19 protein-coding genes, 1 tRNA gene and 1 pseudogene are annotated in these 24,692 nt (G+C 41.0%); 19 read left to right on the forward strand and 2 right to left on the reverse strand.

Annotation, left to right across the window (positions count from 1 at the left end):
* Window positions 1–11 precede the first annotated feature (11 nt).
* The 10 genes from C1721_RS09585 (at window position 12) to C1721_RS09630 (ending at window position 12,099) form a co-directional block, all read left to right on the forward strand.
* Window positions 12–788 (forward strand): glycerophosphodiester phosphodiesterase family protein, encoded by a 777-nt coding sequence (locus C1721_RS09585; protein WP_102408135.1) that lies wholly within the window; start codon window positions 12–14, stop codon window positions 786–788.
* A gap of 11 nt (window positions 789–799) precedes the next feature.
* The gene (locus tag C1721_RS09590) at window positions 800–2,278 is read left to right on the forward strand and encodes a glycoside hydrolase family 10-like protein (protein ID WP_102408136.1); all 1,479 of its coding nucleotides are present in this window, start codon (window positions 800–802) and stop codon (window positions 2,276–2,278) included.
* Window positions 2,279–2,557: 279 nt separating this feature from the next.
* Window positions 2,558–3,085: an RNA polymerase sigma factor gene (locus C1721_RS09595; protein WP_102408137.1), complete on the forward strand. Its 528-nt coding sequence runs from the start codon at window positions 2,558–2,560 to the stop codon at window positions 3,083–3,085.
* A 3-nt stretch (window positions 3,086–3,088) separates the two neighbouring features.
* The gene (locus C1721_RS09600; RefSeq protein WP_102408138.1) at window positions 3,089–4,345 is read left to right on the forward strand and encodes a porin family protein; all 1,257 of its coding nucleotides are present in this window, start codon (window positions 3,089–3,091) and stop codon (window positions 4,343–4,345) included.
* A gap of 56 nt (window positions 4,346–4,401) precedes the next feature.
* Window positions 4,402–5,187, forward strand: a complete 786-nt coding sequence (locus tag C1721_RS09605; RefSeq protein WP_102408139.1) for a BFO_2992 family lipoprotein — start codon at window positions 4,402–4,404, stop codon at window positions 5,185–5,187.
* A 207-nt stretch (window positions 5,188–5,394) separates the two neighbouring features.
* Entirely contained in the window at window positions 5,395–6,117 is a 723-nt protein-coding gene (locus C1721_RS09610) for a BFO_2992 family lipoprotein (RefSeq protein WP_159063567.1), read from the forward strand.
* Between the two features lie 70 nt (window positions 6,118–6,187).
* A complete protein-coding gene (locus tag C1721_RS09615) occupies window positions 6,188–6,754 on the forward strand; it encodes a YIP1 family protein (RefSeq protein WP_102408141.1) in 567 nt (188 codons plus the stop codon).
* A gap of 16 nt (window positions 6,755–6,770) precedes the next feature.
* The gene (smpB, locus tag C1721_RS09620; RefSeq protein ID WP_102408142.1) at window positions 6,771–7,232 is read left to right on the forward strand and encodes an SsrA-binding protein SmpB; all 462 of its coding nucleotides are present in this window, start codon (window positions 6,771–6,773) and stop codon (window positions 7,230–7,232) included.
* Between the two features lie 89 nt (window positions 7,233–7,321).
* Window positions 7,322–11,014: a methionine synthase gene (gene metH, locus C1721_RS09625; RefSeq protein WP_102408143.1), complete on the forward strand. Its 3,693-nt coding sequence runs from the start codon at window positions 7,322–7,324 to the stop codon at window positions 11,012–11,014.
* A gap of 77 nt (window positions 11,015–11,091) precedes the next feature.
* On the forward strand, window positions 11,092–12,099 hold the full coding sequence (locus C1721_RS09630; RefSeq protein ID WP_199830430.1) for a DUF3810 domain-containing protein: 1,008 nt from the start codon (window positions 11,092–11,094) through the stop codon (window positions 12,097–12,099).
* Here the strand turns inward: C1721_RS09630 and C1721_RS09635 are convergent.
* Window positions 12,066–12,674, reverse strand: a complete 609-nt coding sequence (locus C1721_RS09635; protein ID WP_102408144.1) for an HU family DNA-binding protein — start codon at window positions 12,672–12,674, stop codon at window positions 12,066–12,068. The genes C1721_RS09630 and C1721_RS09635 overlap by 34 nt on opposite strands.
* Window positions 12,675–13,045: 371 nt before the next feature.
* Between C1721_RS09635 and ileS the strand changes: the two genes are divergently transcribed.
* From ileS to C1721_RS09660, 5 genes are all read left to right on the forward strand, one after another.
* On the forward strand, window positions 13,046–16,465 hold the full coding sequence (ileS, locus tag C1721_RS09640; RefSeq protein WP_102408145.1) for an isoleucine--tRNA ligase: 3,420 nt from the start codon (window positions 13,046–13,048) through the stop codon (window positions 16,463–16,465).
* 124 nt (window positions 16,466–16,589) lie between these two features.
* Window positions 16,590–16,970 (forward strand): TraR/DksA family transcriptional regulator, encoded by a 381-nt coding sequence (locus C1721_RS09645; protein WP_102408146.1) that lies wholly within the window; start codon window positions 16,590–16,592, stop codon window positions 16,968–16,970.
* Window positions 16,971–17,600 (forward strand): lipoprotein signal peptidase, encoded by a 630-nt coding sequence (locus C1721_RS09650; protein WP_102408147.1) that lies wholly within the window; start codon window positions 16,971–16,973, stop codon window positions 17,598–17,600.
* Window positions 17,590–18,378, forward strand: coding sequence for a DUF4296 domain-containing protein (locus tag C1721_RS09655; protein ID WP_102408148.1), 789 nt, complete (start codon window positions 17,590–17,592; stop codon window positions 18,376–18,378). The genes C1721_RS09650 and C1721_RS09655 overlap by 11 nt, the downstream gene beginning before the upstream one ends.
* 5 nt (window positions 18,379–18,383) lie before the next feature.
* Entirely contained in the window at window positions 18,384–18,761 is a 378-nt protein-coding gene (locus tag C1721_RS09660; RefSeq protein WP_102408149.1) for a hypothetical protein, read from the forward strand.
* Here C1721_RS09660 and C1721_RS09665 read toward each other — a convergent pair.
* On the reverse strand, window positions 18,681–19,457 hold the full coding sequence (locus C1721_RS09665) for an RNA methyltransferase (RefSeq protein ID WP_102408150.1): 777 nt from the start codon (window positions 19,455–19,457) through the stop codon (window positions 18,681–18,683). The genes C1721_RS09660 and C1721_RS09665 overlap by 81 nt on opposite strands.
* Window positions 19,458–19,533: 76 nt before the next feature.
* On the opposite strand from C1721_RS09665, the gene tamL reads away from it, so the two are divergent.
* The 4 genes and pseudogenes from tamL (at window position 19,534) to C1721_RS09685 (ending at window position 24,648) form a co-directional block, all read left to right on the forward strand.
* Window positions 19,534–21,891 carry a translocation and assembly module lipoprotein TamL gene (tamL, locus tag C1721_RS09670; protein ID WP_102408151.1) on the forward strand — a complete coding sequence of 786 codons (2,358 nt, stop codon included), beginning with the start codon at window positions 19,534–19,536 and terminating at the stop codon, window positions 21,889–21,891.
* 143 nt (window positions 21,892–22,034) lie between these two features.
* Window positions 22,035–22,108: transfer RNA gene (locus C1721_RS09675), tRNA-Arg, on the forward strand.
* Window positions 22,109–22,346: 238 nt separating this feature from the next.
* Window positions 22,347–24,087: pseudogene (locus C1721_RS09680) on the forward strand (helix-turn-helix domain-containing protein).
* A 258-nt stretch (window positions 24,088–24,345) separates the two neighbouring features.
* Window positions 24,346–24,648 (forward strand): hypothetical protein, encoded by a 303-nt coding sequence (locus C1721_RS09685; protein WP_102408152.1) that lies wholly within the window; start codon window positions 24,346–24,348, stop codon window positions 24,646–24,648.
* Window positions 24,649–24,692: the final 44 nt, after the last annotated feature.

Consider the following 24,692-nt stretch of genomic DNA (forward strand, 5'->3'; position numbering starts at 1 on the left):
TATTTATTACCATGAGATTAAAAACTACCTTTATTGTGTTGCTTTGTGCTTTGATGGCATTACCGGCAGTAGCAAAGAACAAAACAAAAGTGATTGCCCATAGAGGGTATTGGAAAACGGAAGGTTCTGCCCAGAACTCGATTCGTTCGTTAGAATTAGCAGACCAGATTAAGGCTTACGGTTCTGAATTTGATGTTCACCTGACTGCCGACAATGTTCCTGTTGTTCACCATGATAATGACATTCAGGGTGTAAATATCCAGAAAGCTACCTATGACCAGATAAAGGATATGAAACTGCCTAACGGAGAAACATTGCCTACGTTGGAACAATATCTGGATAAAGCGAAGACTTTAAAGAATACAAAATTAATCTTTGAATTGAAAGTCCATGCTACACCGGAGCGTAATCGTGAGGCTGCACGTATGGTAGTTGATATGATTAATAATAAGAAATTAGCGAAGAAAACCGAATATATTACTTTTAGTCTGGATGCGGGAAAGGAACTTATTCGTGTTGCTCCAAAAGCGAAAGTGGCTTATTTGAATGGTGAATTATCGCCTAAGGAATTAAAAGATTTAGGTTTTAGTGGCTTGGATTATCATTATAATGTTTTTAAGAAACATCCTGAATGGATTCCGGAGGCTAAGAAACTGGGCTTGACTGTCAACGTCTGGACTGTGGACGAAGAAGGTTTGATGAAAGAACTGATTAATGACGAAGTAGATTTTATTACAACAGATGAACCTGTTGTTCTCCAAAAATTGCTAAATTCGCGCGCTAAGTAGAGAGTGTGCAAATGAAAAGATATTGTTGGTTATTGTTGTTGGTAATATGGGGACAAGGCGCGTTGGCGATAAAACTGCCTAAACATGAAATTCGTGCCATCTGGCTTACTACTGTATATGGATTGGATTGGCCTCATCGTCCGGCGGCAACTCCGGCAGGAATGAAAGCCCAGCAACAAGAACTTTGCGATATTTTGGATCGTTTGCAGGAAGCTAATTTTAATACTGTCTTTTTGCAAGTTCGTTTGCGTGGTGATGTCATTTACCGTTCTGCAATAGAACCGGCAAGTAAAGTTTTTTCAGGTAAACAAGGTGTAATGCCGGGCTATGATCCCTTGGCATTTGCTATAGAAGAATGTCACAAACGAGGTATGGAATGTCATGCCTGGTTTGTGACATTTCCGCTTGGAACCGATAAGAGTGTGAAAGAACAGGGAAAACTCTCCGTTGTAAAGCACTATCCTAAATTATGTAAACGGCATAATGGGGAATGGTATCTTGATCCTGGTGTCCCGGAAACAGCTGATTATATTTTGTCTCTGGTTAAGGAGATCGTGAATAATTATGATATTGATGGTATCCACTTTGACTATATACGCTACCCGGAACAGGCAAATCGTTTTCCTGATAAAAGTATTTATAAGAAATATGCGAAAAAGGAGGATTTGTCGGATTGGAGGCGTAACAATATCAACCGTATGGTAGTTCGTATCTACGATTGGATAAAACAGGCAAAGCCTTGGGTGCAGGTTAGTAGTTCTCCGCTGGGTAAGTATAACCGCATACCTCAAGTTCCTAACGCCGGATGGACAGCTTATGAGAGTGTGTTTCAAGATCCTAAGAAATGGTTGCAACAGGGTAAACAGGATATGATTGTGCCTATGATGTATTATTTGCATGATAACTTTTTCCCCTTTGTGGATAATTGGGTGGAAAACGGCAATGGTCGTTTGGTAGTCCCCGGTCTCGGTGCTTATCGCATGGAAAAGAATGAAGCGGACTGGGCAATAAATGATATAACGGATCAAATTGATTACAGTCGTTATTTTGGAGCTGCCGGTTGTGCATTCTTCCGTTGTGCCAACGTATTGAATAATACGAAAGGACTGTATGATGAATTGAAGAATACGTATTATAAATATCCAGCTCAATTGCCTCCGCTTACTTGGCTGAATGATTCTATTCCTGCTTCTCCGGACGAAATTTATGTTGAACGGATTGGTAATGAACTGAAACTGTCTTGGCAGAAGCCTGCTTCCGAAATACAAGACCTTACTTATACGGTTTATTATTCGTTGACGGATTCTATAGATATGGATGCGGCCAAATGTATTTTAATGACAGGTATACGGGATAATGAATTGTATTTACCTGTGAATCCGGGAGTAGAACGTGGATATACATTCTGTGTTTCTTCGTCTACTCGTTACCATATAGAAAGTGTGCCGTCAAAGGAAACATATTATTATCTTTCCGAATATCCTAAATAATATTAACGGTTTATTTAAAAAGTACTTGAATAAATAGGATAATTATGTCTAAAGAGTTAGACAGCCGGTGTCTTTGTTGAAAAAAGTGAAAGCAACCGGGTTCATTAACAAAGTTTATCGTTATAACATTGTATCTTTGCGAAAACATTCCGTAATGTGTAAGGTGGACTGAGAAGTCCACTTATTTTGAAATATTTTTTATACGGAATGCAGCGTTTTGTAAATTAATAACATCATAATATTGTACTGTCTCTGCAAAGGGCGTTCAAACACTGCTAAATGAAGGAACAGCAACTGATAGAAGGTTGTAGGAAGGGAAACAGGTTAGCTCAGAAAGAGTTGTATGATACGTATTCCCGTAAAATGATGGGAGTTTGTCTTCGCTATGTGAGCGACAGAGAAACAGCCCGCGACCTGCTGCAGGATGGCTTTGTGAAAGTATTTACCAGTGTGGATTCGTATAATGGATCCGGTTCCTTTGAAGGATGGATGCGAAAGATCTTTGTCAATTGTGCGTTGGAGTATTTACGTAAGTCGGACGTGCTACGTGAAGCAACCGATCTGGATAATACGGCGGAACTGATTCAACCGAATAATTCTGTTATCTCGGATTTATCGGCTGCCGAACTGATGGCATTGGTGCAGGATTTACCTGCGGGATTTCGTGCTGTATTCAATATGTTTGCAATAGAAGGATATTCGCATAAAGAGATCAGTGAAATGTTGAACATAACGGAAAGCACATCGCGTTCACAATTTACGCGTGCTAAACAGTTACTACAACGTAAAATTAATGAATTGTATTGAGGAATGAACGAAAAGGAAAGAGATATATTAGATGACTTGTTCCGCTCGAAACTGGAAGATTTTGAAGTGGATACGGTGCCGGGTGACTGGGAGGCTATTGCTGATCGGCTGCCGGGGAAAACTTCTATTCCTTTCCGTCGGACTATACGCTATTGGGCTGCGGCGGCAGTTATTTCATTGTTGATGGTAACCGGCGGTGTTTATATATTTAATAATAAACCGCTTGAAGCTCCTGTAGCGGCAGAGGTAAAGGAACAGATAAAGGTTGTAGAATCTCGTATTATTGAACAAAATAAGGCAATAGCCGAAGTACCGGAACTTTCCGCTACGCAAGTTGATAAGACTAAAAAGAAGGCGAATGTTGCTGTTGTCAGGCCTTTGCAAAAAACAGTATTAGCCGATGCTGTTACAGTGAGAGACATTGAGGCTGAATCGATGATAAAGGATGATGAGGCGGAAATTGCTCCGTTATCAATGGAAGAAAAGCGGAACGAAGTAGAAGAAGATATTTCTGCTTCTTTGCAACCGGAAACAACCTCCCGGAAACAAGTATTAGTAGCAGATGCTGCTCCTGTAAAGACAAAGAAGCAACCTGCTACACGTAAGTGGGGTATTGGTTTAGGAGGTGGTGGATTTTCTGTTGGCTCTGAAAGTTCTGTACCGCAATATATGTTGAAGAGTGCTTCGTTATCGGGAGATAAATTAATGTCATTGAATTCTCCGTTCTTTAATGAAGAGCTTCCCAAGACCGATGTACATCATAAAACACCTGTTTCTTTTGGAATAGGTGTGAGCCGTTATTTAAATAATCGCTTTTCGTTGCAGACAGGAATAAATTATTCGTATTTGTCTTCCGATTGGGTTACAAACGGTACGGCATATCATGGGAAAGTAAAGCAAAAATTACATTTTATTGGTATTCCGCTTTCTGTAGCTTATAAGATTGCGGAATGGAAACGCTTTCAGGTGTATGCCGCAGCCGGAGGTATGGCGGAAGTTAATGTGACAGGGAAGCAGGAAACAAAGTTCTTTATGGATGCTACTGAGGTTTCCCGTGATGTGGAACATGTACGTATGAAAGAATGGTTGTGGTCTGTAAATGCGCGTGCCGGCGTAAGTTACCCTATTATTCGATTTGTAAGTGCTTTTGCGGAAGTAGGAGCTGCTTATTATTTTGATAATGGCAGTGATATAGAAACGATTCATTCTGAAAAACCTTTCAATGTAAATTTGCAGTTTGGTTTTCGTCTGGGTTTCTAAATGAAAAGAAAATGAGTAATTAACTATATACAACTATTTAAAAACAGAAATTTAAAATGAAGAAACGTGGAATTTTAGGAATAGCAGCAGCGTCTGCTTTACTTTTGTTGACCTCTTGCTTGGGAGATTCAAATAACGAACAAACATTATCAGCTATACCAGGGGTTGTTTCTGTCTCTAAGGATTATAAGACTATCGTAGAAACAGCTGCTGGTGTAAATATCTATTCTCCTAATTTAGACCTTGCCGGCTATACATCCGGTGACTGCGTGCTGGCTTCCTTTACGATTAATTTTGATGATGCCCAGAATGCGAACGCAGCTACTAACGGATATTATTATGTAGCATTAAATGCAACGCCTGAAAAGGTTGATAAATGGTATGTTAATCCTACAATTGGAGATACAACAAAATTGATGGATAAAGAGCAGCCGGTGGCAAGCCCGATAGATACTCGTTATGGTGGTGCTTATTTAAAAGGAATCTTGTTCTTGTATTCTGACTTTTCATTTTTGAATAAACAAGAGACCCGATGGACTTTATCTTACGATGCGAATCAAGTACCTACTACCGAAAATGGAAAACAGATATACTCTATTTTCTTGAGAGCTTCTGTTATCACAGAAGGCTCTGCTCCAACTAAAAGTGAAGTTGTTGTAAATGCTTTTGAAGCAAAAACGATGATTGATCTGTTCAATAGTCAACAAAAATCTTTGGGTAACAAGGAGTATTATGTGACTATCAACTATGTTAAAGAGATTAACAAAGATGATCCCACGAAATTTACTTGGGCTTCAACAGATCCTACTTTGATGAAGTTTACAGTTCCTACAGATAATTAATAAGTAATTTTGATAGTTAACGGGATAAGCCCGGATACGGAAAACAAATCCGTATCCGGGTTTTTTTATGTGGATTGCTTTCATTTATTGGGAGATTCTTTTCGCATTTTAGGATGTTAACTACCCTTTTTTAATTATCTCCCTATTATTTACTACCTTTGCACGGCTAATTAAGGGGAAAAGATGAAGATGTGGAAATTATATTGTATGGCAATCTCGCTTATTCTATTGGCTTCCTGCATGGGAACGGATGAGGATAAGCAAAAGTTTGGTGCGCAAATAGGCGTTGTCCAGTTAGAGCCGGAGAAATGTATACATATAAGTGATGGTGAAGCCATTTATGCTACTGCCATGGATACTATGGACTTGAAGGCCGGCGATTGCTGCCTGCTCGATTATGTGAAAGACTGTAGCACAAAAGAAGTTGGTTATGGATATGCAAAATATCAGGCACAGATACTGAAATACGATCCAGTCCGTGTATTGGAACTTTCCCCGTCGCTGACGGATACTACACGCGTACTTGACAAAGAACGCATTCTTTCGTTTTCTTTGCTGCGTTGTGCTTATTTTAAAGGTCGGTTCTTCTTGTTTACAGAACTAAGCGATTATGTGGACGGCGAAACCAGCCTTTTCGATCTGAGTTATAATCCGAAGCAGGGCGCTGTTGTAGAAGCCGGTGATAACAGGGTTTATAATTTATATCTTCGCGCGTCCAAAGGAAATGTTGAGGAAGGTCAAAGAGGTTCAAGATATACTATACCTGTAGCGTTTGATCTGGAGCAGTTTGTGGAAGAGGCAAGCGCAATGGAAAAAAGCGCGGGCTTAGATACATTGAAGTTTAAGTTTAACTATCCGAGGAACTTTAATGTGGATACAACAGCATGTATATGGACTACGTCGGATTTATTTACGATGCCTATTTACTAATAATCTGATTGGAGAATAGGGAAATACCTTGTATTTTTATACTTTTGCTTTTTTAAATAAATAGATAAAGATGTACAAAGAGATATTTCAGTGGGTAATTGCCATCATCACTCAGCCTGCGAAGGCATGGGATCTGTTGACAAGGAAAGAAGAAAAAGGAGAAGAATTTCTTTCCCGATTTGTGTATCCGTTGATAGGGCTGGTAACTGTTGCCGCTTTTTTAGGTGTACTGTTTACCCGGAAAGAGTTTGATATAGAGCTGGCTTTGAAATCATCTATAAGAACGTTAGTTTCCTCTTTCGGAGGATTTTTCCTTGGTTCTTATTTCCTGAGCGAGATATGGCAAGGGATGTTTAAACGGGAAAAAGATTTGAAACTTTGCCAACGTTTTGTGGGATATTCTTCATCCCTGATGTTTACGTTGAATATTATATTGATGCTTTTACCGGAATTCTTTTTTCTCCGCATATTTATCCTTTATACTCTGTATATCGTTTGGGAAGGTGCAGGGCCTTATATGAAAGTGGAAGAGAATATCCGTTTGAAGTTTGTTTCTATAGCAACGGTTGTTATATTGGCTACACCGTTCCTTATAGAGTTTATTCTGGTTTTATTGATGCCGGGATTGAGTTTTTGATAAAGTATAGTCCAAAATGAAAGAAAAGATTAGTAATAATATACAGATAAAAAATAAACGGGCCACCTTCGATTATGAATTGCTCGATACTTTTACGGCCGGCATCGTGCTGACCGGTACGGAAATAAAATCTATCCGCCTGGGAAAAGCCAGTTTGGTAGATACCTTCTGTATTGTAGAAAAGGGGGAATTGTGGGTGAAGAATATGTATATTGCCGAATACTTTTATGGCACATATAATAATCATGTAGCCCGTCGTGACCGTAAACTCTTGCTGACGAAAAAAGAATTACGAAAAATCGATAGCGCTGTGCGTACTACCGGTTTTACTATAGTGCCTACTAAATTGTTTATTAATGAGAAAGGATTGGCAAAGCTGATTATAGCTATAGCCAAAGGAAAGAAAGAATATGACAAGCGTGATTCCATCAAAGAGCGAGACGACCGCCGGGAGATGGACAGAGCTTTTAAGCGATAATGAAAGAAATCCTTGCCTGAATCGCCCAAGACTTGTATCTGGATGTGTAAAGGGGATAGTTCTATTTATACTGGAAGTATAGAATATATATGAATAAAGAAACTTTTTTGAAGCTCCTTAACGAGCGTATATTAATATTGGACGGTGGCATGGGGACCATGGTCCAGGGTTTTAAGCTGAAAGAAGAAGATTACAGAGGCGAACGCTTTGCCGATTTTCCCGGACAACTGAAAGGTAATAACGATTTGCTTTGTATTACGCGTCCTGATGTGATACAGTCTATTCATCGCCAGTATATGGAAGCCGGTGCGGATATATTTGCTACCAATACGTTTAATGCCAATGCCATCTCGATGGAAGATTATGGCATGCAGGCCTACGTGCGTGAAATAAATCTGGCTGCCGGAAAGTTGGCTCGTGAAGTAGCGGATACGTTTATGGAAGAACACCCCGGTCGTATAATTTTTGTAGCCGGTTCTATAGGCCCGACGAATAAGACGGCCTCAATGAGCCCGGATGTGAGCGATCCTGCCTATCGTGCCGTTACTTATATGGATTTATATACTGCCTATAAGGAACAGGTGGAAGCGTTGGTTGATGGCGGGGTTGATATTATTCTTTTTGAGACTACTTTTGATACATTAAATGTAAAAGCCGGACTTGAAGCCGCCGAAACGGTATTAAAAGAGAAAGGAAAAGATTTGCCGATTATGCTTTCATTAACTTTATCGGCACAGGGTGGACGTACTTTTTCCGGTCAAACGCTGATGGCGTTCCTGGCTTCCGTACAGCATACTAATATCGTCAGTGTCGGTTTGAACTGCTCATTCGGGGCAGCGGATATGAAGCCGTACTTGGCCGAACTGGCTAAAAACGCGCCTTATTATATCAGTGCGTATCCCAATGCCGGACTGCCTAACAGTTTTGGGGCGTATGATGAGACGCCCGAAAAGATGGCCGTTCATGTTAAGCCGTTTATAGAGGAAGGTCTGGTGAATATATTAGGAGGATGTTGTGGTACAACGCCGGCCCATATTGCCAAATATCCGGAACTGGTGAAAGATGCGAAGCCGCATGTGCCTGTTGCTAAACCGGATTGCCTTTGGTTGTCCGGTTTGGAATTGTTGGAGATAAAGCCTGAGAATAATTTTATAAATGTAGGTGAACGTTGTAACGTTGCAGGTTCGCGAAAGTTCCTTCGCCTGATAAAAGAAGGCAATTATGAAGAAGCGCTGACAATTGCCCGTAAGCAGGTAGAAGACGGGGCGCAAGTGATAGATATCAATATGGATGACGGCATGTTGGATGCCGTTAAAGAAATGACTACTTTCCTGAATCTGGTAGCTTCAGAGCCTGATATAGCGCGTGTTCCGGTAATGATAGACTCTTCCAAATGGGAAGTGATCGAAAAAGGGCTGATGTGCGTGCAGGGGAAAAGCATTGTCAATTCTATCTCTTTGAAAGAAGGAGAAGACGTTTTTCTACAACATGCCGCCCGTATCAAGCAATTGGGAGCGGCAACGGTTGTGATGGCTTTTGATGAAAAAGGACAGGCCGATACCTTTGAACGTAAGATAGAAGTTTGTGAACGGGCTTATCGTCTGTTGCGGGAGAAAGTGGATTTTGATCCGAATGGAATTATTTTTGACCCGAATGTACTGGCTATCGCTACCGGAATGGAAGAGCATAACGGATACGGGCTGGACTTTATCCGTGCGGTGGAATGGATCAAGAAAAACCTGCCCGGAGCAAAAGTGAGCGGCGGAGTAAGCAATTTGTCATTCTCTTTCCGTGGAAATAATTACGTACGTGAAGCCATGCACGCCGTATTCCTGTACCATGCTATCCGTAAAGGCATGGATATGGGTATTGTGAATCCTGCCACTACAGTACTTTATGAAGATATAGAACCTTCTTTCCGTGCCTTGTTGGAGGACGTTATCCTGGCACGTCGTCCCGAAGCGGCGGAAGAATTGATAACGTATGCACAAAACCTGCATCAAGAAAACGATGGCGGAGAAATAGAAAAGCATGAAGCCTGGCGGGATATGTCATTGAATGAACGCTTGGAATATGCCTTGATAAAAGGTATTGGAGAACATCTGGAAGACGATTTACAGGAAGCTCTGAAACAATATCCCCGGGCAGTAGATGTTATAGACGGTCCGCTGATGAGCGGGATGAATAAGGTAGGCGTACTGTTTGGAGAAGGAAAAATGTTCTTGCCCCAGGTAGTTAAAACGGCCCGTACTATGAAGAAGGCGGTAGCAATCCTGCAACCAGCCATTGAAGCGGAGAAGTCTGCCGCAGGTTCGGCTAAGGCCGGTAAAGTAGTATTCGCTACTGTAAAGGGAGACGTACACGATATAGGTAAGAACATTGTATCTATCGTGTTGGCCTGCAATAACTATGAGGTGATAGATCTGGGCGTCATGGTGCCGGCGGAAGTGATTGTAAAGAAAGCGATAGAGGAGAAGCCCGACCTGGTTTGTCTCTCCGGTTTGATTACTCCTTCACTGGAAGAAATGGTGCATGTAACGGATGAAATGCAAAAAGCAGGGCTTACCATTCCTATTATGGTAGGTGGCGCGACTACCTCAAAACTGCATACGGCGTTAAAAATAGCTCCGCACTATAACTATCCGGTAATCCATGTATTGGATGCTTCCCAAAACCCGTTGATTGCCGCAAAGCTGTTGAATCCGAATACACGTGAGGCATATATTGCCGGATTGAATGACGAATATGAACGTTTGCGTTTGTCTATGGAACAGAAGAAAGAAGTCTTAGTTCCTTTGGATGAAGCGCGTGCGCATCCTGTAAAGATAGATTGGGCAAATTATAAACCTGTAGCGCCCAGAGATATGGGCGTTCATGTGATGCCTTATATCCCGTTGGAAGAGATTATTCCTTACATCCATTGGACGTTTTTCTTTAGTGTATGGAAGTTAGGCGGCCGTTTTGCGGAGATTACCCAGATTCACGGATGCGATGCTTGTCGTGCTTCGTGGTTGGCAAGTTTCCCGGAAGAAGACAGGGCAAAGGCGGGTGAAGCCATGAAACTATACAAAGATGCGGTTAAATTGCTGGATCGTCTGGTTGAGATAAAGGCCGAGTACTGCCGCGCTGTTTACGGCTTTTTCCCGGCTAATAGCGACGGAGACAATTTGATTGTGGGTGATGTAACGATCCCGATGTTGCGTCAACAGGTGAAAAAAGAGGAACATGTTTATAAATCACTGGCCGATTATGTGATACCCAAGTGCGAAGGCCGTACGGATTATGTAGGAGCGTTTGTTGTAACAGGTGGAGCCGGTGCCGATTATTTGAAAGATAAATATGAGGACGAAGGCGATATGTATAATGCCATGTTGTTACAAACCCTGACCGACCGTTTGGCGGAAGCTACGGCAGAATATCTCCATGAAAAAGTACGTAAGGAATATTGGGGTTACGCTCCGGATGAAGCGCTTTCTATCCCCGACTTATATAAAGTGAAGTATCAGGGGATTCGTCCGGCTATAGGTTATCCTTCTTTGCCGGATCAGTTACTGAACTATACCTTGGACGGCTTGCTGGATATGTCCCGTATTGGCGTTAGCCTGACGGAAAACGGAGCCATGTATCCAACCGCATCGGTAAGCGGAATTTATTTCGCCCATCCCGAATCCCAGTATTTCATGATAGGTTCTGTTGATGAGGTGCAGATGAAGGATTATGCCAAGCGGCGTAACCTTTCGGAGACAGAAGCAAAAAAGCTGTTGAATAAGAATATATCCTGACGGTGAGTGGAAAGATACAACTGAAATATATACGATGGTCTTTGCTGGCAATATGCCTGGTGGGTATATGGTGCGTAATGCGTTCACCTGCCGCCGGAGAAACCTATGCCCGGCGGATTTATCCGTATATTTCTGCTGTTTTATCCCGTTTCTCTTCTCTCTTTCCGTTCTCTGTAGGCGATTGCTTTATATATGGCAGTATCATCGGGTTAATCGCTTTTTTTGTTTATGCTTTGCTCAAAAGGCGTTCGTGGAGGATTACCGTTGGGCGAATAATCGAATATCTATTGTGGGTATATGTCTGGTTTTATCTGGCGTGGGGATTGAATTATTTCCGCGAAGACTTTTATAACCGCAACCGGATTCAGTATAAACCCTATGTCGCGGAAGATTTTAAATCCTTTCTGTCCGCTTATACCGATTCGTTGAATGCTTCCTATATCCCGTTTGAAATAATTGATACTGCGAAGGTGGCAACGGAAGTAAAGAAAGGCTACCGGCAAATCGTTTCCCGTTTCGGACTTGACATGCCTGCCGGCTACCTGTATCCAAAGACCATGCTGGTCACTCCCTTGATGAGCGGAGTAGGAGTGATGGGCTATATAGGGCCTTTCTTTAATGAGTTCAATCTGAACGGAGAGCTTCTTCCGGTCCAATATCCGTCGGTCTATGCCCATGAGATGGCCCATGTATTAGGTATTTCCAGTGAGGCGGAAGCCAATCTGTACAGTTATTTGGTATGTACGGCATCTTCTGCTCCGGAGATTCGCTTTTCCGGTTATTTTTCTCTCTTTCCTTATGTGTTGGGTAATGCTTATCAGTTACTTACGGAAGAAGAGTTTAATCAATGGGTTGAAACTGTTTCTCCTGAGGTCAAGTCTCTTTATAAACAAAAAGCGGCCTATTGGCAGTCTCGTTATAGTCCGTTGATCGGCGATATTCAAGATACCGTTTATAATTGGTTCTTGAAAGGCAATAATATACCTTCGGGTCGCCAGAATTACTCCGAAGTAGTTGCTTTGTTGATGGCGTATCTCTCCGATACAGCCGGTCAGGTTTCCATTGCCGGCAAGGGTAATGAATAAACTCTTGTGCTTCGGTATCCTCCTTTTGCCAGCTTACCTTCATGTATCAGTTGGTTCAAATCTTTCAGGGCGAGGTATTTGGAGCAACCGGTTAAGCCCCTGTAATCGCCGCAAGTAATATAATGATGTGATTTCAGGTAATCCATCAGTCTGCTGATCCGTTCGTCAAAAGAAAGGAGAGTGCCTCTACTTTCCGGGACACGTTCCAGATACATCGTTTTCAATTTGCTTTTCAGATATTTGCTGCAACGGAAATTGACGTTGCGGAAATGAATGGATTCACTTCGTATCTCTTTCTGATCCGCTACCGGACGTGCCGTGAGTGAAACGCTGAAAAAGCCTATTCCTTCCAGTTCAACATTATATCCTCTGTCCAATTGTTCGGCCATTACGTCGGCTATGACCTGCAACGCGCCTTTTATGTCGGCCGACGAAAGGCCGGAACGGCTCTCTATGTCGCGCATCAATTCTTTGATTCGTACTGTTCCGTAAGGCACTACACGCGGATGTAATGATTGTTTTGAGTTTTTTCCTGTCGGATCGGGATTCTTTGCCAGCTTATATCTTGCACACATATTCGCGTCTTTTTAAATGAAACATCGTGACTGTTTATTAATTTATTCCCGTATATTTATTTGTTTTTCAACTGTAGAACGCTTGTTCGACAGTTGTCGTTCGCTTATTCTTCAAGTGTCTTATAAGCGTTTGACAGATGTGGGATAAATAAAAATACGGCATCAAAGGTATAAATAATAAGGGAGAAATACTTTATAATATCCGGCTTTTTGCTTAACCGGAGCTAAAGGACTGGCTGTAAAGAGCTCCCGGCAGATTAAAAAACATCCCGTAAATTTTAAAAGAAGAAGGCGGAAAACGATCATTGTCTAATTCAAATAAAATCACTAACTTTGCGGCATTTTTAGAAGACAGATAAACATAACGCGATATGAGTAAGAAATTTGCCGAGTATTCAAAGTTTGACTTATCGAACGTAAACAAAGAGGTGTTGAAGAAATGGCAGGATGGAGACATCTTCCATAAAAGTCTTGAAACGCGAGAAGGGCATCCTTCATTTGTATTTTACGAAGGTCCTCCTTCTGCAAATGGTATGCCCGGTATTCACCATGTCATAGCGCGCTCCATTAAAGATATATTCTGTCGCTATAAAACGATGAAGGGCTTTCTGGTTAATAGAAAAGCCGGATGGGATACCCATGGCTTGCCTGTGGAACTGGGAGTGGAAAAAGCGTTGGGTATAACGAAGGAAGACATCGGCAAAAAGATTTCCGTTGCCGAATATAATGCCGCTTGCCGTAAGGATGTGATGAAGTTTACCAAAGAATGGGAAGACCTGACACAGAAAATGGGCTACTGGGTAGACATGGATAATCCTTATATCACTTACGATAATCGCTATATTGAAACTCTTTGGTATTTATTGAAAGAGTTATATAAGAAAGGCCTGTTGTATAAAGGATATACTATTCAGCCTTATTCTCCGGCCGCCGGAACAGGACTGAGTACGCACGAATTGAACCAGCCGGGTTGCTACCGTGATGTGAAGGATACCTCTTGTACGGCCCAATTCCGTATTCTTGATCCGAAACAGGAGATGTCCGAATTTGGAGAACCGTTCTTCCTTGCGTGGACAACTACCCCGTGGACATTGCCTTCAAATACAGCATTGTGTGTAGGCCCGAATATTACTTATGTAGCTGTTCAGACATTCAATCCATATACCGGAATGCCTATGACTGCCGTGCTGGCTAAGGATTTGCTGAATGTTTATTTCAGTCCGAAAGCGGCCGAACTGAACTTGTCCGATTATAAAATAGGAGATAAACTGGTTCCGTTCAGAGTGGTTGGCGAATGGAAAGGTACGGAACTGGAAGGCATGCATTATGAGCAGTTAATACCGTGGGTAAATCCGGGAGAGGGAGCATTCCGCGTAATTACAGGTGATTATGTAACTGTAGAAGATGGTACGGGTATCGTACATATTGCTCCTACCTTCGGTGCTGATGACGACCGCGTGGCAAAAGCCAGCGGCATACCGCCTTTGATGATGATCGATAAGGATGGAAACCAGCGTCCTATGGTGGATATGACCGGTAAGTTCTATTTGCTGGAAGACCTTGATCCGATGTTTGTCCAGAAGAATATGAATGCTTCCGATTATGATCCGTTCCAGGGTAAATTCGTGAAGAACGCGTTCGATCCTGCAAAGACAGATAAAGACGAAACACTGGATGTTGAAATCTGCATGATGCTGAAAGTACAGAACCGTGTGTTCCGTATCGAAAAGCATGTACATAATTATCCGCATTGCTGGCGTACGGATAAACCTGTATTGTATTATCCGTTGGATAGCTGGTTTATCAAGACTACCGCTTGTCGTGAGCGGATGATTGAATTGAATAATACAATCAACTGGAAGCCTCAGAGTACAGGTACGGGCCGTTTCGGTAAATGGTTGGAAAACCTGCAAGACTGGAACTTGAGCCGTAGCCGTTATTGGGGTACTCCGTTGCCTATCTGGCGTACGGAAGACGGTAGTGAAGAGAAGTGTATCGGTTCTGTTGTTGAGCTGTATGGCGAAATAGAAAAGTCTGTAAGCGCAGGCTTCATGGAATCGAATCCGTATAAAGATTTTGCTCCGGGTGAATATACGAAGGAGAATTATGAGAAAATAGATTTGCACCGTCCGTATGTAGACGAGATTATTTTGGTTTCTCCCAGTGGAAAGCCGATGAAGCGTGAGACAGACCTGATAGACGTTTGGTTTGACTCCGGCGCTATGCCTTATGCCCAGATACATTATCCGTTCGAGAATCAGAAGGCGCTGGATACTCGTGTTGTTTATCCGGCTGACTTTATTGCCGAAGGGGTAGACCAGACTCGCGGATGGTTCTTTACCTTGCATGCCTTGGCAACTATGATTTTTGACAGTGTTGCCTATAAGGCGGTTGTTTCCAACGGATTGGTTCTTGATAAAAACGGAAACAAGATGTCTAAACGTCTGGGTAATGCCGTTGACCCGTTTGCAACGATTGAGCAATATGGTTCTGACCCGTTGCGTTGGTATATGATTACCAATGCTTCTCCGTGGGATAATATCAAGTTTGATGTAGAGGGTATAGAAGAAGTTCGCCGTAAATTCTTCGGTACATTATATAATACCTATTCATTCTTTGCCCTTTATGCAAATGTGGATGGCTTTGATTATTCGGAACCGGATATTGAAATAAGCCGGCGTCCGGAAATTGACCGTTGGATACTGTCGTTGCTTAACTCATTGATAAAGGATGTGGACGGTTATCTGGAAGCATACGAGCCGACACGTGCCGGACGTGCGATTTCCGATTTCGTGAATGATAACCTTAGTAACTGGTATGTACGTCTGAACCGTCGCCGTTTCTGGGGTGGTGGAATGACTGCCGATAAACTGTCGGCTTACCAGACTTTATATACCTGCCTGGAGACAGTTGCCAAACTAATGGCTCCTATCGCTCCGTTCTATGCAGACCAGTTGTTCCTGGACTTGATTGCCGTAACAGGACGTGAAAACGTTGAGTCTGTTCATTTGTCCGATTTCCCGGTTGCAAATGAGAGTATGATCGACAAGAGCCTGGAAGAACGTATGCAGATGGCACAGGATGTATCTTCTATGGTATTGGCTTTGCGTCGTAAAGTAAATATCAAGGTACGCCAGCCGCTACAGACTATCATGGTCCCTGTTGTCGACGATCATCAGCAGGAAAGTATTGAAGCTGTAAAAGATTTGATACTGAATGAAGTGAATGTAAAGGAACTGAAATTTGTAGGGAGTACCGCCGGTATCCTTGTGAAGAAGATCAAACCAGACTTCAAGAAGCTGGGCCCGCGTTACGGAAAGATCATGAAGAGTTTGGCCGCTGCTATTCAAAGTATGTCTCAGGAAGAAATCAATGCTTTTGAAGCAGCCGGAACATATACGTTGAAAGTAGAAGGACAAGACGCTGTGGTGGAACGTGGCGATGTTGAAATTATCTCCGAAGATATTCCGGGTTGGCTGGTTGCCAACGAAGGCCGTTTAACTGTTGCCCTGGATATTACCGTAACAGAAAGTCTGCGTAAAGAAGGCTTGGCCCGCGAACTGGTAAACCGTATCCAGAATTTGCGTAAGAGCAACGGCTTCGATATTACGGATAAAGTGAACGTTACGATTCTGTCTACCGAAGAGATGGATACTGCTGTTAAGGAGTATAATACATATATAGCTAATCAGGTATTGGCTGTTTCCATCGAAATCGTAGATATTATCAGTGATGCTACTGTGCTGGACTTTGAAGATTTCAAGTTGTCCGTGAAAGTAGAGAAGGCTTGAATTTTTTTAGAAAAAGAGTGGCTAAATGTCGCATGTATATAATAAATATGTATATTTGGACTGTGTGACATTTGGGTCGCCTGATATAGTAGAGTGTGATTGTTGAACCTAAAAATTTTGAACCATGGCAGAAAAAACTAGATATTCGGATGCTGAACTGGAAGAGTTCCGCTCCATTATATTAGAAAAGCTGGACGTTGCCAAAAAGGATTATGAATTGTTGAGATCTGGCGTTACAAATTCGGATGGCAATGATGTGGCTGATACATCTCCTACTTTTAAGGTATTGGAGGAAGGCGCTGCAACATTATCAAAAGAGGAAGCGGGCCGTTTGGCACAACGTCAGATGAAATTTATTCAGAATCTGCAAGCCGCACTGATTCGTATAGAGAATAAGACATACGGTATATGTCGCGAAACAGGTAAGCTGATTCCTAAAGAGAGGCTACGCGCTGTGCCCCATGCTACTTTGAGTATTGAAGCTAAACAAGGAGGCGCTAAGTAGATGAAATATTCTAAAGGTTGGGGAGCAGTGTTAATAATAATACTGCTCCTTCTGCTTGACCAGTCCCTTAAAATATGGATTAAGACACACATGCAGTTGCATGAAAGTATAGAGATAACCCCGTGGTTCTATATATACTTTACCGAAAATCCGGGAATGGCCTTTGGTATAGAAGTTATTGGTAAATTGTTTTTGTCGGTCTTCCGTATAGTTGCGGTAGGCTTTATTGGATATTATCTGTATAAACTGGTAAAAGAGAACTATAAGTTCGGTTATATTGCCTGTATTGCTTTGGTATTTGCCGGGGCGGTGGGCAATATTATAGACTCTATTTTTTATGGAGTTTTCTTTGACCATAGTTTCGGACAAGTGGCGTCTTTTATGCCGGAAGGTGGAGGATATGCTTCGTGGTTGCATGGGAAAGTGGTTGATATGTTTTATTTTCCGTTAATACAAACCGTGCTGCCCGACTGGTTACCGATCTGGGGTGGAGAGGAGTTTATCTTTTTCCGTCCTATCTTTAATCTTGCGGATTCTTCCATTTGCGTAGGCGTTTTTCTATTATTCATTTTTTACCGGCATACATTATCAGCCAGCCTTTCAAAAAACGAAAAGGTGAATGCAAAATAGTTTACGTAGATATGGTGTCTTGCTATTGCTAACAACGGTGTTTGCTGCATGTAGTAAAGTTCCTGACGGTGTTCTCTCTGAAAAGAAAATGCAGCAGGTAGTCGTTGATATGCAATTGGCTGAGGCTATGATTGGTACGGATTATAAGAAATACCCGGACCAGGCCTCCAAAGAAGCACTGTATCAATCTGTTTTTCGTAAACATGGCATTTCTCAGGCATTATATGACAGTTCCTTAATCTGGTATGGTAAAAATCTGGATATTTATATGAAGGTCTACGACCGTGTTGTTAGAGATCTGAATAAACAGATTACCAACCTTGGTGATGTTCAGGCTGATGCCGCACCTTCTTCAACACGCGATTCTGTCGATATATGGCCACGACGTCCATTCATGACGTTAAGCCCGAAAGCTATCTTTAATGGCGTTGTTTTTGATATTCGTCCGGAGAAAGATTATTCCTCAGGAAGTATTTTCGTATTAGGAATGAATGTATGGGGAATAAACGGACAGATGAAAGAGTATCCGGAAATACGTTTAAGCGCTGTTCAGGGTGATACGATTCTGACGGTTAATAATAAGATCGTCCGGGATGGTTATTCGGAAACTATACTGGAAACATTGCCGACCCGTAAAGTGAAACGGGTTTATGGCTATATCCGCATGAATAGCACCGATTCTTGTTATTATAAAATCTATCTGGATAATATTTCGTTGATGAAATATAATTACGGGACGAAAGTACTGGAGATGAAGACAGATTCCATCAAGAAGTAATTTTTATGCGCCGGATAGCTTCTCATTATATTTATTGGGGGAAACCATATAAGATGCACTATCTGGAATTGGCGGATGATGGTTCTTTTGCCGGGATTTACCCTTTGTCGGAAGAGATTGCCGGGACGGAGTTCTATGATGGTATATTAGTGCCGGTTGCTTATGATGCCCGACAGGTCTGTTCGGATGTAATTTCAATTTCTTCCGAAAAGAATTTGAATCTTTCCCGAAAGGAATCTATTTTCTCTCTGCTGGACGCGCTCAACGTCTCTGTTCGTATAAAAGAAAATGTGCCTGTCCGATTAATTCTTTTGAGTGGTAACCCCATGACGGCGACGGAACTCTGCACAAATTACGGCTGTGGCAATAGCAACGTTGAGTGATTCTGTGGTCTGCCGTTCCGCCGGATAGTTAGGGATATATAACTTCTCGGTAACCAACTTTTCAATGGAAGGACGAATGCCGTTGCCTTCATTTCCCATGACAATAATTCCTGTTTTAGATAATTCTTTAGCATACATATCCGTTCCGTCCAGGAATGTCCCATATATTGGAGTGGAATTGTTGTTGTGCTCTTTCAGGAAATTATCCAGTTCCGTATAATGAACTTTTACATGAGACAATGCTCCCATTGTGGCCTGTATGACTTTCGGGCTAAATACATCAACGGTGTCTATGCTACAGACAATATGTTCGATACCGAACCAATCCGCCAGACGGATGATTGTACCTAGATTACCCGGGTCTTGTATGCCGTCTAAAGCAAGAATTAACTGGGTATCGGGGTTAATTTCCTTCATAGACCAGGCCGGACGTTTGAATATGGCCAGAACATCCTGAGGATTCTTTAAGAGACTGGCTTTGCGTATATCTTCGTCTTCGGCAACTAATAATTCTTTGGCGGGAATGTCGCCCTGCGTTGCCATCCATGACGGTTTTGCCAACAATAACTCGCAGTCAAAGGCGGGAAGCATGTCTGCAACGAGTTTGTTGCCTTCGGCAATGAAAGCATTGTATTCGTTTCTGAATTTCTTTAATTCCAGTGAATGTATATATTTTACTTTATTCTTACTTAGCATCTTTACTCTTTTTACAAAGCAAAAGTACGGGAAATAATTTAAATTCCAGTACATTTGCGACGTAATTGGTCGGACGATGAATAGAACCCATCTTATATTATTTTTTGTTTGTTTTGTGATGTTGCTAGCCTCTTGCAGCTCCACAAAATATGTGGGTGATGGAGAGTATTTATTAGATAAGGTTGAAATAATATCTGATAATAAGAGCCATAAATCCTCCGATTTGAAATCTTACCTTCGTCAGCAGCCAAACTTTAAGGTCTTTGGCCTTATGAAATGGCAGCTTTTTGTATATGACTGGTCCGGACGTAATGAGAAGAGATGGATAAATAAGCAGTTAAGGCGTATTGGCGAAGCTCCGGTTATTATGGATACTACTCTTGTAGATCAGTCTGCTGCCGAATTAGAGCGTTTCTATGTAAATAAGGGATATATCAATGCGGAGGTGACTGCTTCCATCGATACATCCAAAAGGAAAAAGGCTGTAGTGACGTATCATATCAAGGCAAATGAACCTTATCGGATTCGTAATTACACTATGAATCTGGAAGACACTAAAATAGATAGTATCGCCCGTCTGAAAGCTCCTCGGCGTTCCAAGTTGACTTCCGCATTCCGATCAGCGCCGGAAGGTTATGCATCTTTAATAAAAGAGAACGCATTGTTTGACCGTGATGAGTTGGATAAAGAGCGTCAACGTATTACGTCCTTGTTAAGACGTCGTGGGTATTATGCGTTTAACAGGGATAACCTGGCCTATGTTGCCGATAGTGCTTTTAATCAGAATATAGTTGATTTGGAGATGCTGCTTAAGCCTTACCGTCAGGTAAATTTAGATGGATCGGTGGTAGAAAGTCCCCATAAACAATATTACATTAAAGATGTAATGGTTGTAACCGATTATGACCCGATAGGAGCAGGCGAGGGGGAAGCTGCATTTAATCCGACCGATACGGTTCAAACGGGAGGCATCAATATCCTGTATGGTAAAAATGGCCGCTCCGTTCGTCCGTCTGTCTTGCGCAAGAGCGTGTACCTTTCTCCGGGACAACGATTTAATGAAAGAAATGTTGAGCAGACTTATTCATCCTTTGCCGCATTGCGGGCCTTGAAGAATGTAAATATACGTTTTACGGAAATAGAAGAACAGGATACGATGAAATTGAATTGTGTCATTCTTACTTCTCCTACAAAAACGCAGGGAGTCGGTGTTGAATTGGAAGGTACAAACTCTGCCGGTGATTTTGGCTTTGCATCCAGCTTGAATTATCAACATCGTAACCTGTTTAAAGGCTCGGAGCTTTTTTCTGCAAAGATAAGGGGGGCTTACGAGTCTTTGTCTGGCAATAAAGGTAGTGGTTTAGCCAGCTATTGGGAACTGGGGGGAGAAGCTTCCGTTTTGTTCCCTCGCTTTGTCTTCCCTTTCTTAAGTGAGAATTTCCGGCGTAAATTACGCGCTTCAACAGAACTGAAAGTGAGTTACAACAGGCAAACACGTCCTGAGTATGAGCGGGCAATCTTATCCGGAGGATGGAGTTATATCTGGCAAGATCGGACAAACTCGCAAGCCCGGCATGTCTTTAAACTGCTGGATATAGACTATGTATATCTTCCGAAGATAGATGCTGATTTTAAGAATAGTCTTCCCGCATCTACGGCATTGTATAATTATTCCGATCAGTTTATAGTGGGAGCCGGTTATTCATATTCCTTTAATAATTTTAATCCGCAGAACAGACAGCGGAATACGCATTCTTTACGTGCTTCATTTGAGATGGCAGGTAATTTGTTGAATGGATTGTCACGTGTCACGGGAGCAAAAAAAGATGCGGAAGGCCGTTATAAATTATTTGGTATAAATTATGCCCAATTTATAAAAGGTGATATAGATTTTGGGAAAGGTATCGTATTGGATAGCCGTAATAAGCTGGCGTTTCATGTAGGAGTGGGAGTGGCGTTCCCATATGGCAATGCCAAGATGCTGCCGTTTGAACGTCGTTATTTCTCCGGAGGAGCTAATAGTGTTCGAGGGTGGTCGGTGCGTGAACTTGGTCCGGGAAGTATGGAAATTACCGATACTACTTCATTTGCGCTGCAAGCGGGAGATATACGTTGGGACTTAAATCTGGAATATAGAACGAAACTGTTCTGGAAGTTTGAGATGGCGGCTTATGTGGATGCCGGAAATATATGGACTATACGTCCATACGAAGATCAGAAGGATGGTAACTTTGACTTCTCCCGTTTTTATAAAGAGATCGCTGTCTCTTATGGTTTAGGTTTACGTTTGGATTTCGACTTTTTCCTTCTTCGTTTTGATACAGGTATGAAAGCCTATAATCCGCAAGAACGTGGTTCGATGCGTTGGGCGATTACGCGGCCGAACTTTAAGGATAATTTTGCCTGGCACTTTGCCGTTGGATATCCGTTCTGATCCATTAATCTATTTATTGTATTTTCTATAACGCTGTTTCTAAAGTAGCTATATGGCATATATTGTTTGCCTTGTTGTAAAAACCAATTGGAATTTTTGCGTATTAAAATAATAATACTACCTTTGCAACCGCAAATAAGGCTGGTTCCGTAGCTCAGCTGGATAGAGCAACGCCCTTCTAAGGCGTGGGTCGAGCGTTCGAATCGCTCCGGAATCACTACTTGTAAAGAGCTGTAAATTAATTTACAGCTCTTTTTTATTATAGAACCTCTTCATTGGGATTATTTAAATAAATAATTCTTGTCGTTTTACCTCATTCAGATAAATTAGGTTGGTGAATATGTTGTATTTATTTGTACATACGATATTGAACTAATTAGATTATTGGGGTGTTTTATTGTCATTCCCTTAATTAATATGTATTTTTGAAAGAGGATTAGCATAAGTGTAAAATTATGAAGTTCAGGTGTTTTATATTTTTATTTATTTTTCTATTTATATGTTCCCCTTTTTTAATGGCAAATAAAGCTATTAATAATGATTCTCTGCATACTGTCGAATATATATCGGATATTTATATCAAAGAGCCTAAACGGGCTTTGAGTTTGTTGGATGAGGCTGAAACTGGAAATCTCATTCCTCTGAACCTGATAGATGAATTGCGTAGTAAGGCATATAGGAATATGTATATGAATAAACTGGCTTTTTTATATGCAAAGAAATCATTCTATCTCTCAGAAAGATCCGCAGCATTTATTGAAAATGACGATTGATTTGGCAGAGTTGTTAATTCTTCTGAGTGAAAATGATGAGAGTATGAGGTACGCTCTTAAAGGCTTGGCTTTAGCAAAAAAAGAAAAAGATAAAGGGGCTGAAAGCCGATTACTTTTTTGTATAGGAGAAAATAAGAGGATATTGTCTTTTAAAGATGAGGGATATGATTTTTTCGATCAGGCTATTGAGCTCTTGTCTGATACAGAGGATATACAAGAGATGAAGATGTTATCTTATTTTTATGGGAAAAAAATGGGGTATCTGATGAATGATGACCGGAATAAGGAAGCTTTGTTGATTGGTTTGAAACGAGAAAAGTTGATTGAGAAAATGAAAGCTTTACACAAAATACCTGATGGTTACATTGATTGGCAGCATGCATATTTATATGCTAAACTTGCTTATCTCTGTTATCTGGATAAAGATTATAAACGCGCAGGCGAATACTATCAACGCTACTTGTCGACGGACGCTTCTCGTACCCCTGATGGGAAATTCTTTTCAACACCATATTTGATGGCCTCTAAACAATACGGAAAAGTAATAGATAATTGCAATACTTTTAGGCCGGTTATGCAACAACAGGATACATTGAACTTTCAATATCTCAGCATACTTCAACAAGAAGCAGATGCTTATTGGGGTTTAAATGATTATAAAAAAGTAGCGGAATTACGAGGTGTTATTATAGATATCGCTAGAGGTATTAATGAAAAAAATAAACAAAATGCGGCCTTGGAACTTGATAAGATTTATGAGGTTACTCAAAAGAAAGAACTAATTGCCGAGCAAGATTTTCAATTGAAAATTAGAAATATATCACTTGCATTCTTGACGTGTATTGTTTTTTTATCATTGTTTATGTTGTGGAGAATGTGGCGCTATAACAGCCAAATCAATTATAAGAATAAGATGTTGGCTAAATTCATTAATGAAAAATTGAGCCATACGAAAATGAATAACGCAAAGTTATTTGATAATACTGATATAATGGATTCTGCACCATTTGTCCAGGAAGAAAAAATCTTTGTAGATACTGACCCTGTCTTGAAGGATGAAGAAGATTGTACAAATGAAGAAATAAAAGAAAACAAGAGACTTTTTGATGAATTGAATCGTACTATCATTAGAGATCGATTATATCTTTCTCCGGAATTATCCCGGGATGACTTAGTTCGAATTGTGCATTTGAATAATGCTCGTTTTGCCAGAATGATAAAAGAAAATACAGGGACCAATTTGAATGGGTACATAAACGATTTACGTATAGGTCACGCTATAGAATTACTGAAAAAATACCCTAATTACACGATACATGCCATAGCAGAAGAGGTTGGGTTTAATAGTACTCCAGTCTTATATAATCTTTTCAAGAAAAAGACAGGAATGACTCCTAATGAATTTAAGAAAACATTTGAGTAAGATATTCCAAGAACTTCTTACCCTCTCAAAATATATAATGGAGTATTATATCAGATAATCAATGGTTTAAAACAATACTTTATAGCTTCTCAACAAATAATTACAACTACGGCTAATTTTGAAACTGTTGTTTAATAAGAATTTTTTCTCTTTGCAGATGAAAAATAGTATTGTGTTTCTGCTTTCAGGCAAAGTTTTACCTTTCCAGTGCAGGAGGAAATTCATTTTAATTTTTATTAATCAATCAAATCACTCTCTATGAATATCGAAGATGTATTAAAAAAGGAAGTATGTAATGATGATCACATTCACTTGTATTATTGCGCGGTGAAAAAATGTTGGAAAGCTTATGAACAATCTGCAATCAATTTGTTAGAACTTATTCCTGATTTGAATATCCAAGATGAAATTTTTGAAGATCATCATATTCGTTTGCGTTGTGCTTTAATTACTAAGGAGCAGATAGAATGTTATAAATTATCTCATGCCCTGACTTTATTATCAGAAGAATACGTAGAGTTACAGCTGAATAAATCTTTAATGAAAGAGGCTCTTTATTAAATCTCACGATTACTGGAAAAATAGAATAAGATAATACAGAGACA

The organism is Parabacteroides bouchesdurhonensis (assembly GCF_900186615.1).
In the GTDB taxonomy this organism is placed as follows: Bacteria; Bacteroidota; Bacteroidia; order Bacteroidales; family Tannerellaceae; genus Parabacteroides; species Parabacteroides bouchesdurhonensis.

Bases quoted from the DNA above. Each gene is read 5' to 3' on its own strand.
- C1721_RS09595 (WP_102408137.1), top strand. From the start codon at position 2,558: ATGAAGGAACAGCAACTGATAGAAGGTTGTAGGAAGGGAAACAGGTTA.
- C1721_RS09600 (WP_102408138.1), top strand. From the start codon at position 3,089: ATGAACGAAAAGGAAAGAGATATATTAGATGACTTGTTCCGCTCGAAA.
- C1721_RS09630 (WP_199830430.1), top strand. From the start codon at position 11,092: ATGCGTTCACCTGCCGCCGGAGAAACCTATGCCCGGCGGATTTATCCG.
- C1721_RS09590 (WP_102408136.1), top strand. From the start codon at position 800: ATGAAAAGATATTGTTGGTTATTGTTGTTGGTAATATGGGGACAAGGC.
- ileS (WP_102408145.1), top strand. From the start codon at position 13,046: ATGAGTAAGAAATTTGCCGAGTATTCAAAGTTTGACTTATCGAACGTA.
- C1721_RS09615 (WP_102408141.1), top strand. From the start codon at position 6,188: ATGTACAAAGAGATATTTCAGTGGGTAATTGCCATCATCACTCAGCCT.
- smpB (WP_102408142.1), top strand. From the start codon at position 6,771: ATGAAAGAAAAGATTAGTAATAATATACAGATAAAAAATAAACGGGCC.
- C1721_RS09650 (WP_102408147.1), top strand. From the start codon at position 16,971: ATGAAATATTCTAAAGGTTGGGGAGCAGTGTTAATAATAATACTGCTC.
- C1721_RS09610 (WP_159063567.1), top strand. From the start codon at position 5,395: ATGGCAATCTCGCTTATTCTATTGGCTTCCTGCATGGGAACGGATGAG.
- C1721_RS09685 (WP_102408152.1), top strand. From the start codon at position 24,346: ATGAATATCGAAGATGTATTAAAAAAGGAAGTATGTAATGATGATCAC.
- metH (WP_102408143.1), top strand. From the start codon at position 7,322: ATGAATAAAGAAACTTTTTTGAAGCTCCTTAACGAGCGTATATTAATA.
- C1721_RS09645 (WP_102408146.1), top strand. From the start codon at position 16,590: ATGGCAGAAAAAACTAGATATTCGGATGCTGAACTGGAAGAGTTCCGC.
- C1721_RS09605 (WP_102408139.1), top strand. From the start codon at position 4,402: ATGAAGAAACGTGGAATTTTAGGAATAGCAGCAGCGTCTGCTTTACTT.
- C1721_RS09635 (WP_102408144.1), bottom strand. From the start codon at position 12,674: ATGTGTGCAAGATATAAGCTGGCAAAGAATCCCGATCCGACAGGAAAA.
- C1721_RS09655 (WP_102408148.1), top strand. From the start codon at position 17,590: ATGCAAAATAGTTTACGTAGATATGGTGTCTTGCTATTGCTAACAACG.
- tamL (WP_102408151.1), top strand. From the start codon at position 19,534: ATGAATAGAACCCATCTTATATTATTTTTTGTTTGTTTTGTGATGTTG.
- C1721_RS09660 (WP_102408149.1), top strand. From the start codon at position 18,384: ATGCGCCGGATAGCTTCTCATTATATTTATTGGGGGAAACCATATAAG.
- C1721_RS09585 (WP_102408135.1), top strand. From the start codon at position 12: ATGAGATTAAAAACTACCTTTATTGTGTTGCTTTGTGCTTTGATGGCA.
- C1721_RS09665 (WP_102408150.1), bottom strand. From the start codon at position 19,457: ATGCTAAGTAAGAATAAAGTAAAATATATACATTCACTGGAATTAAAG.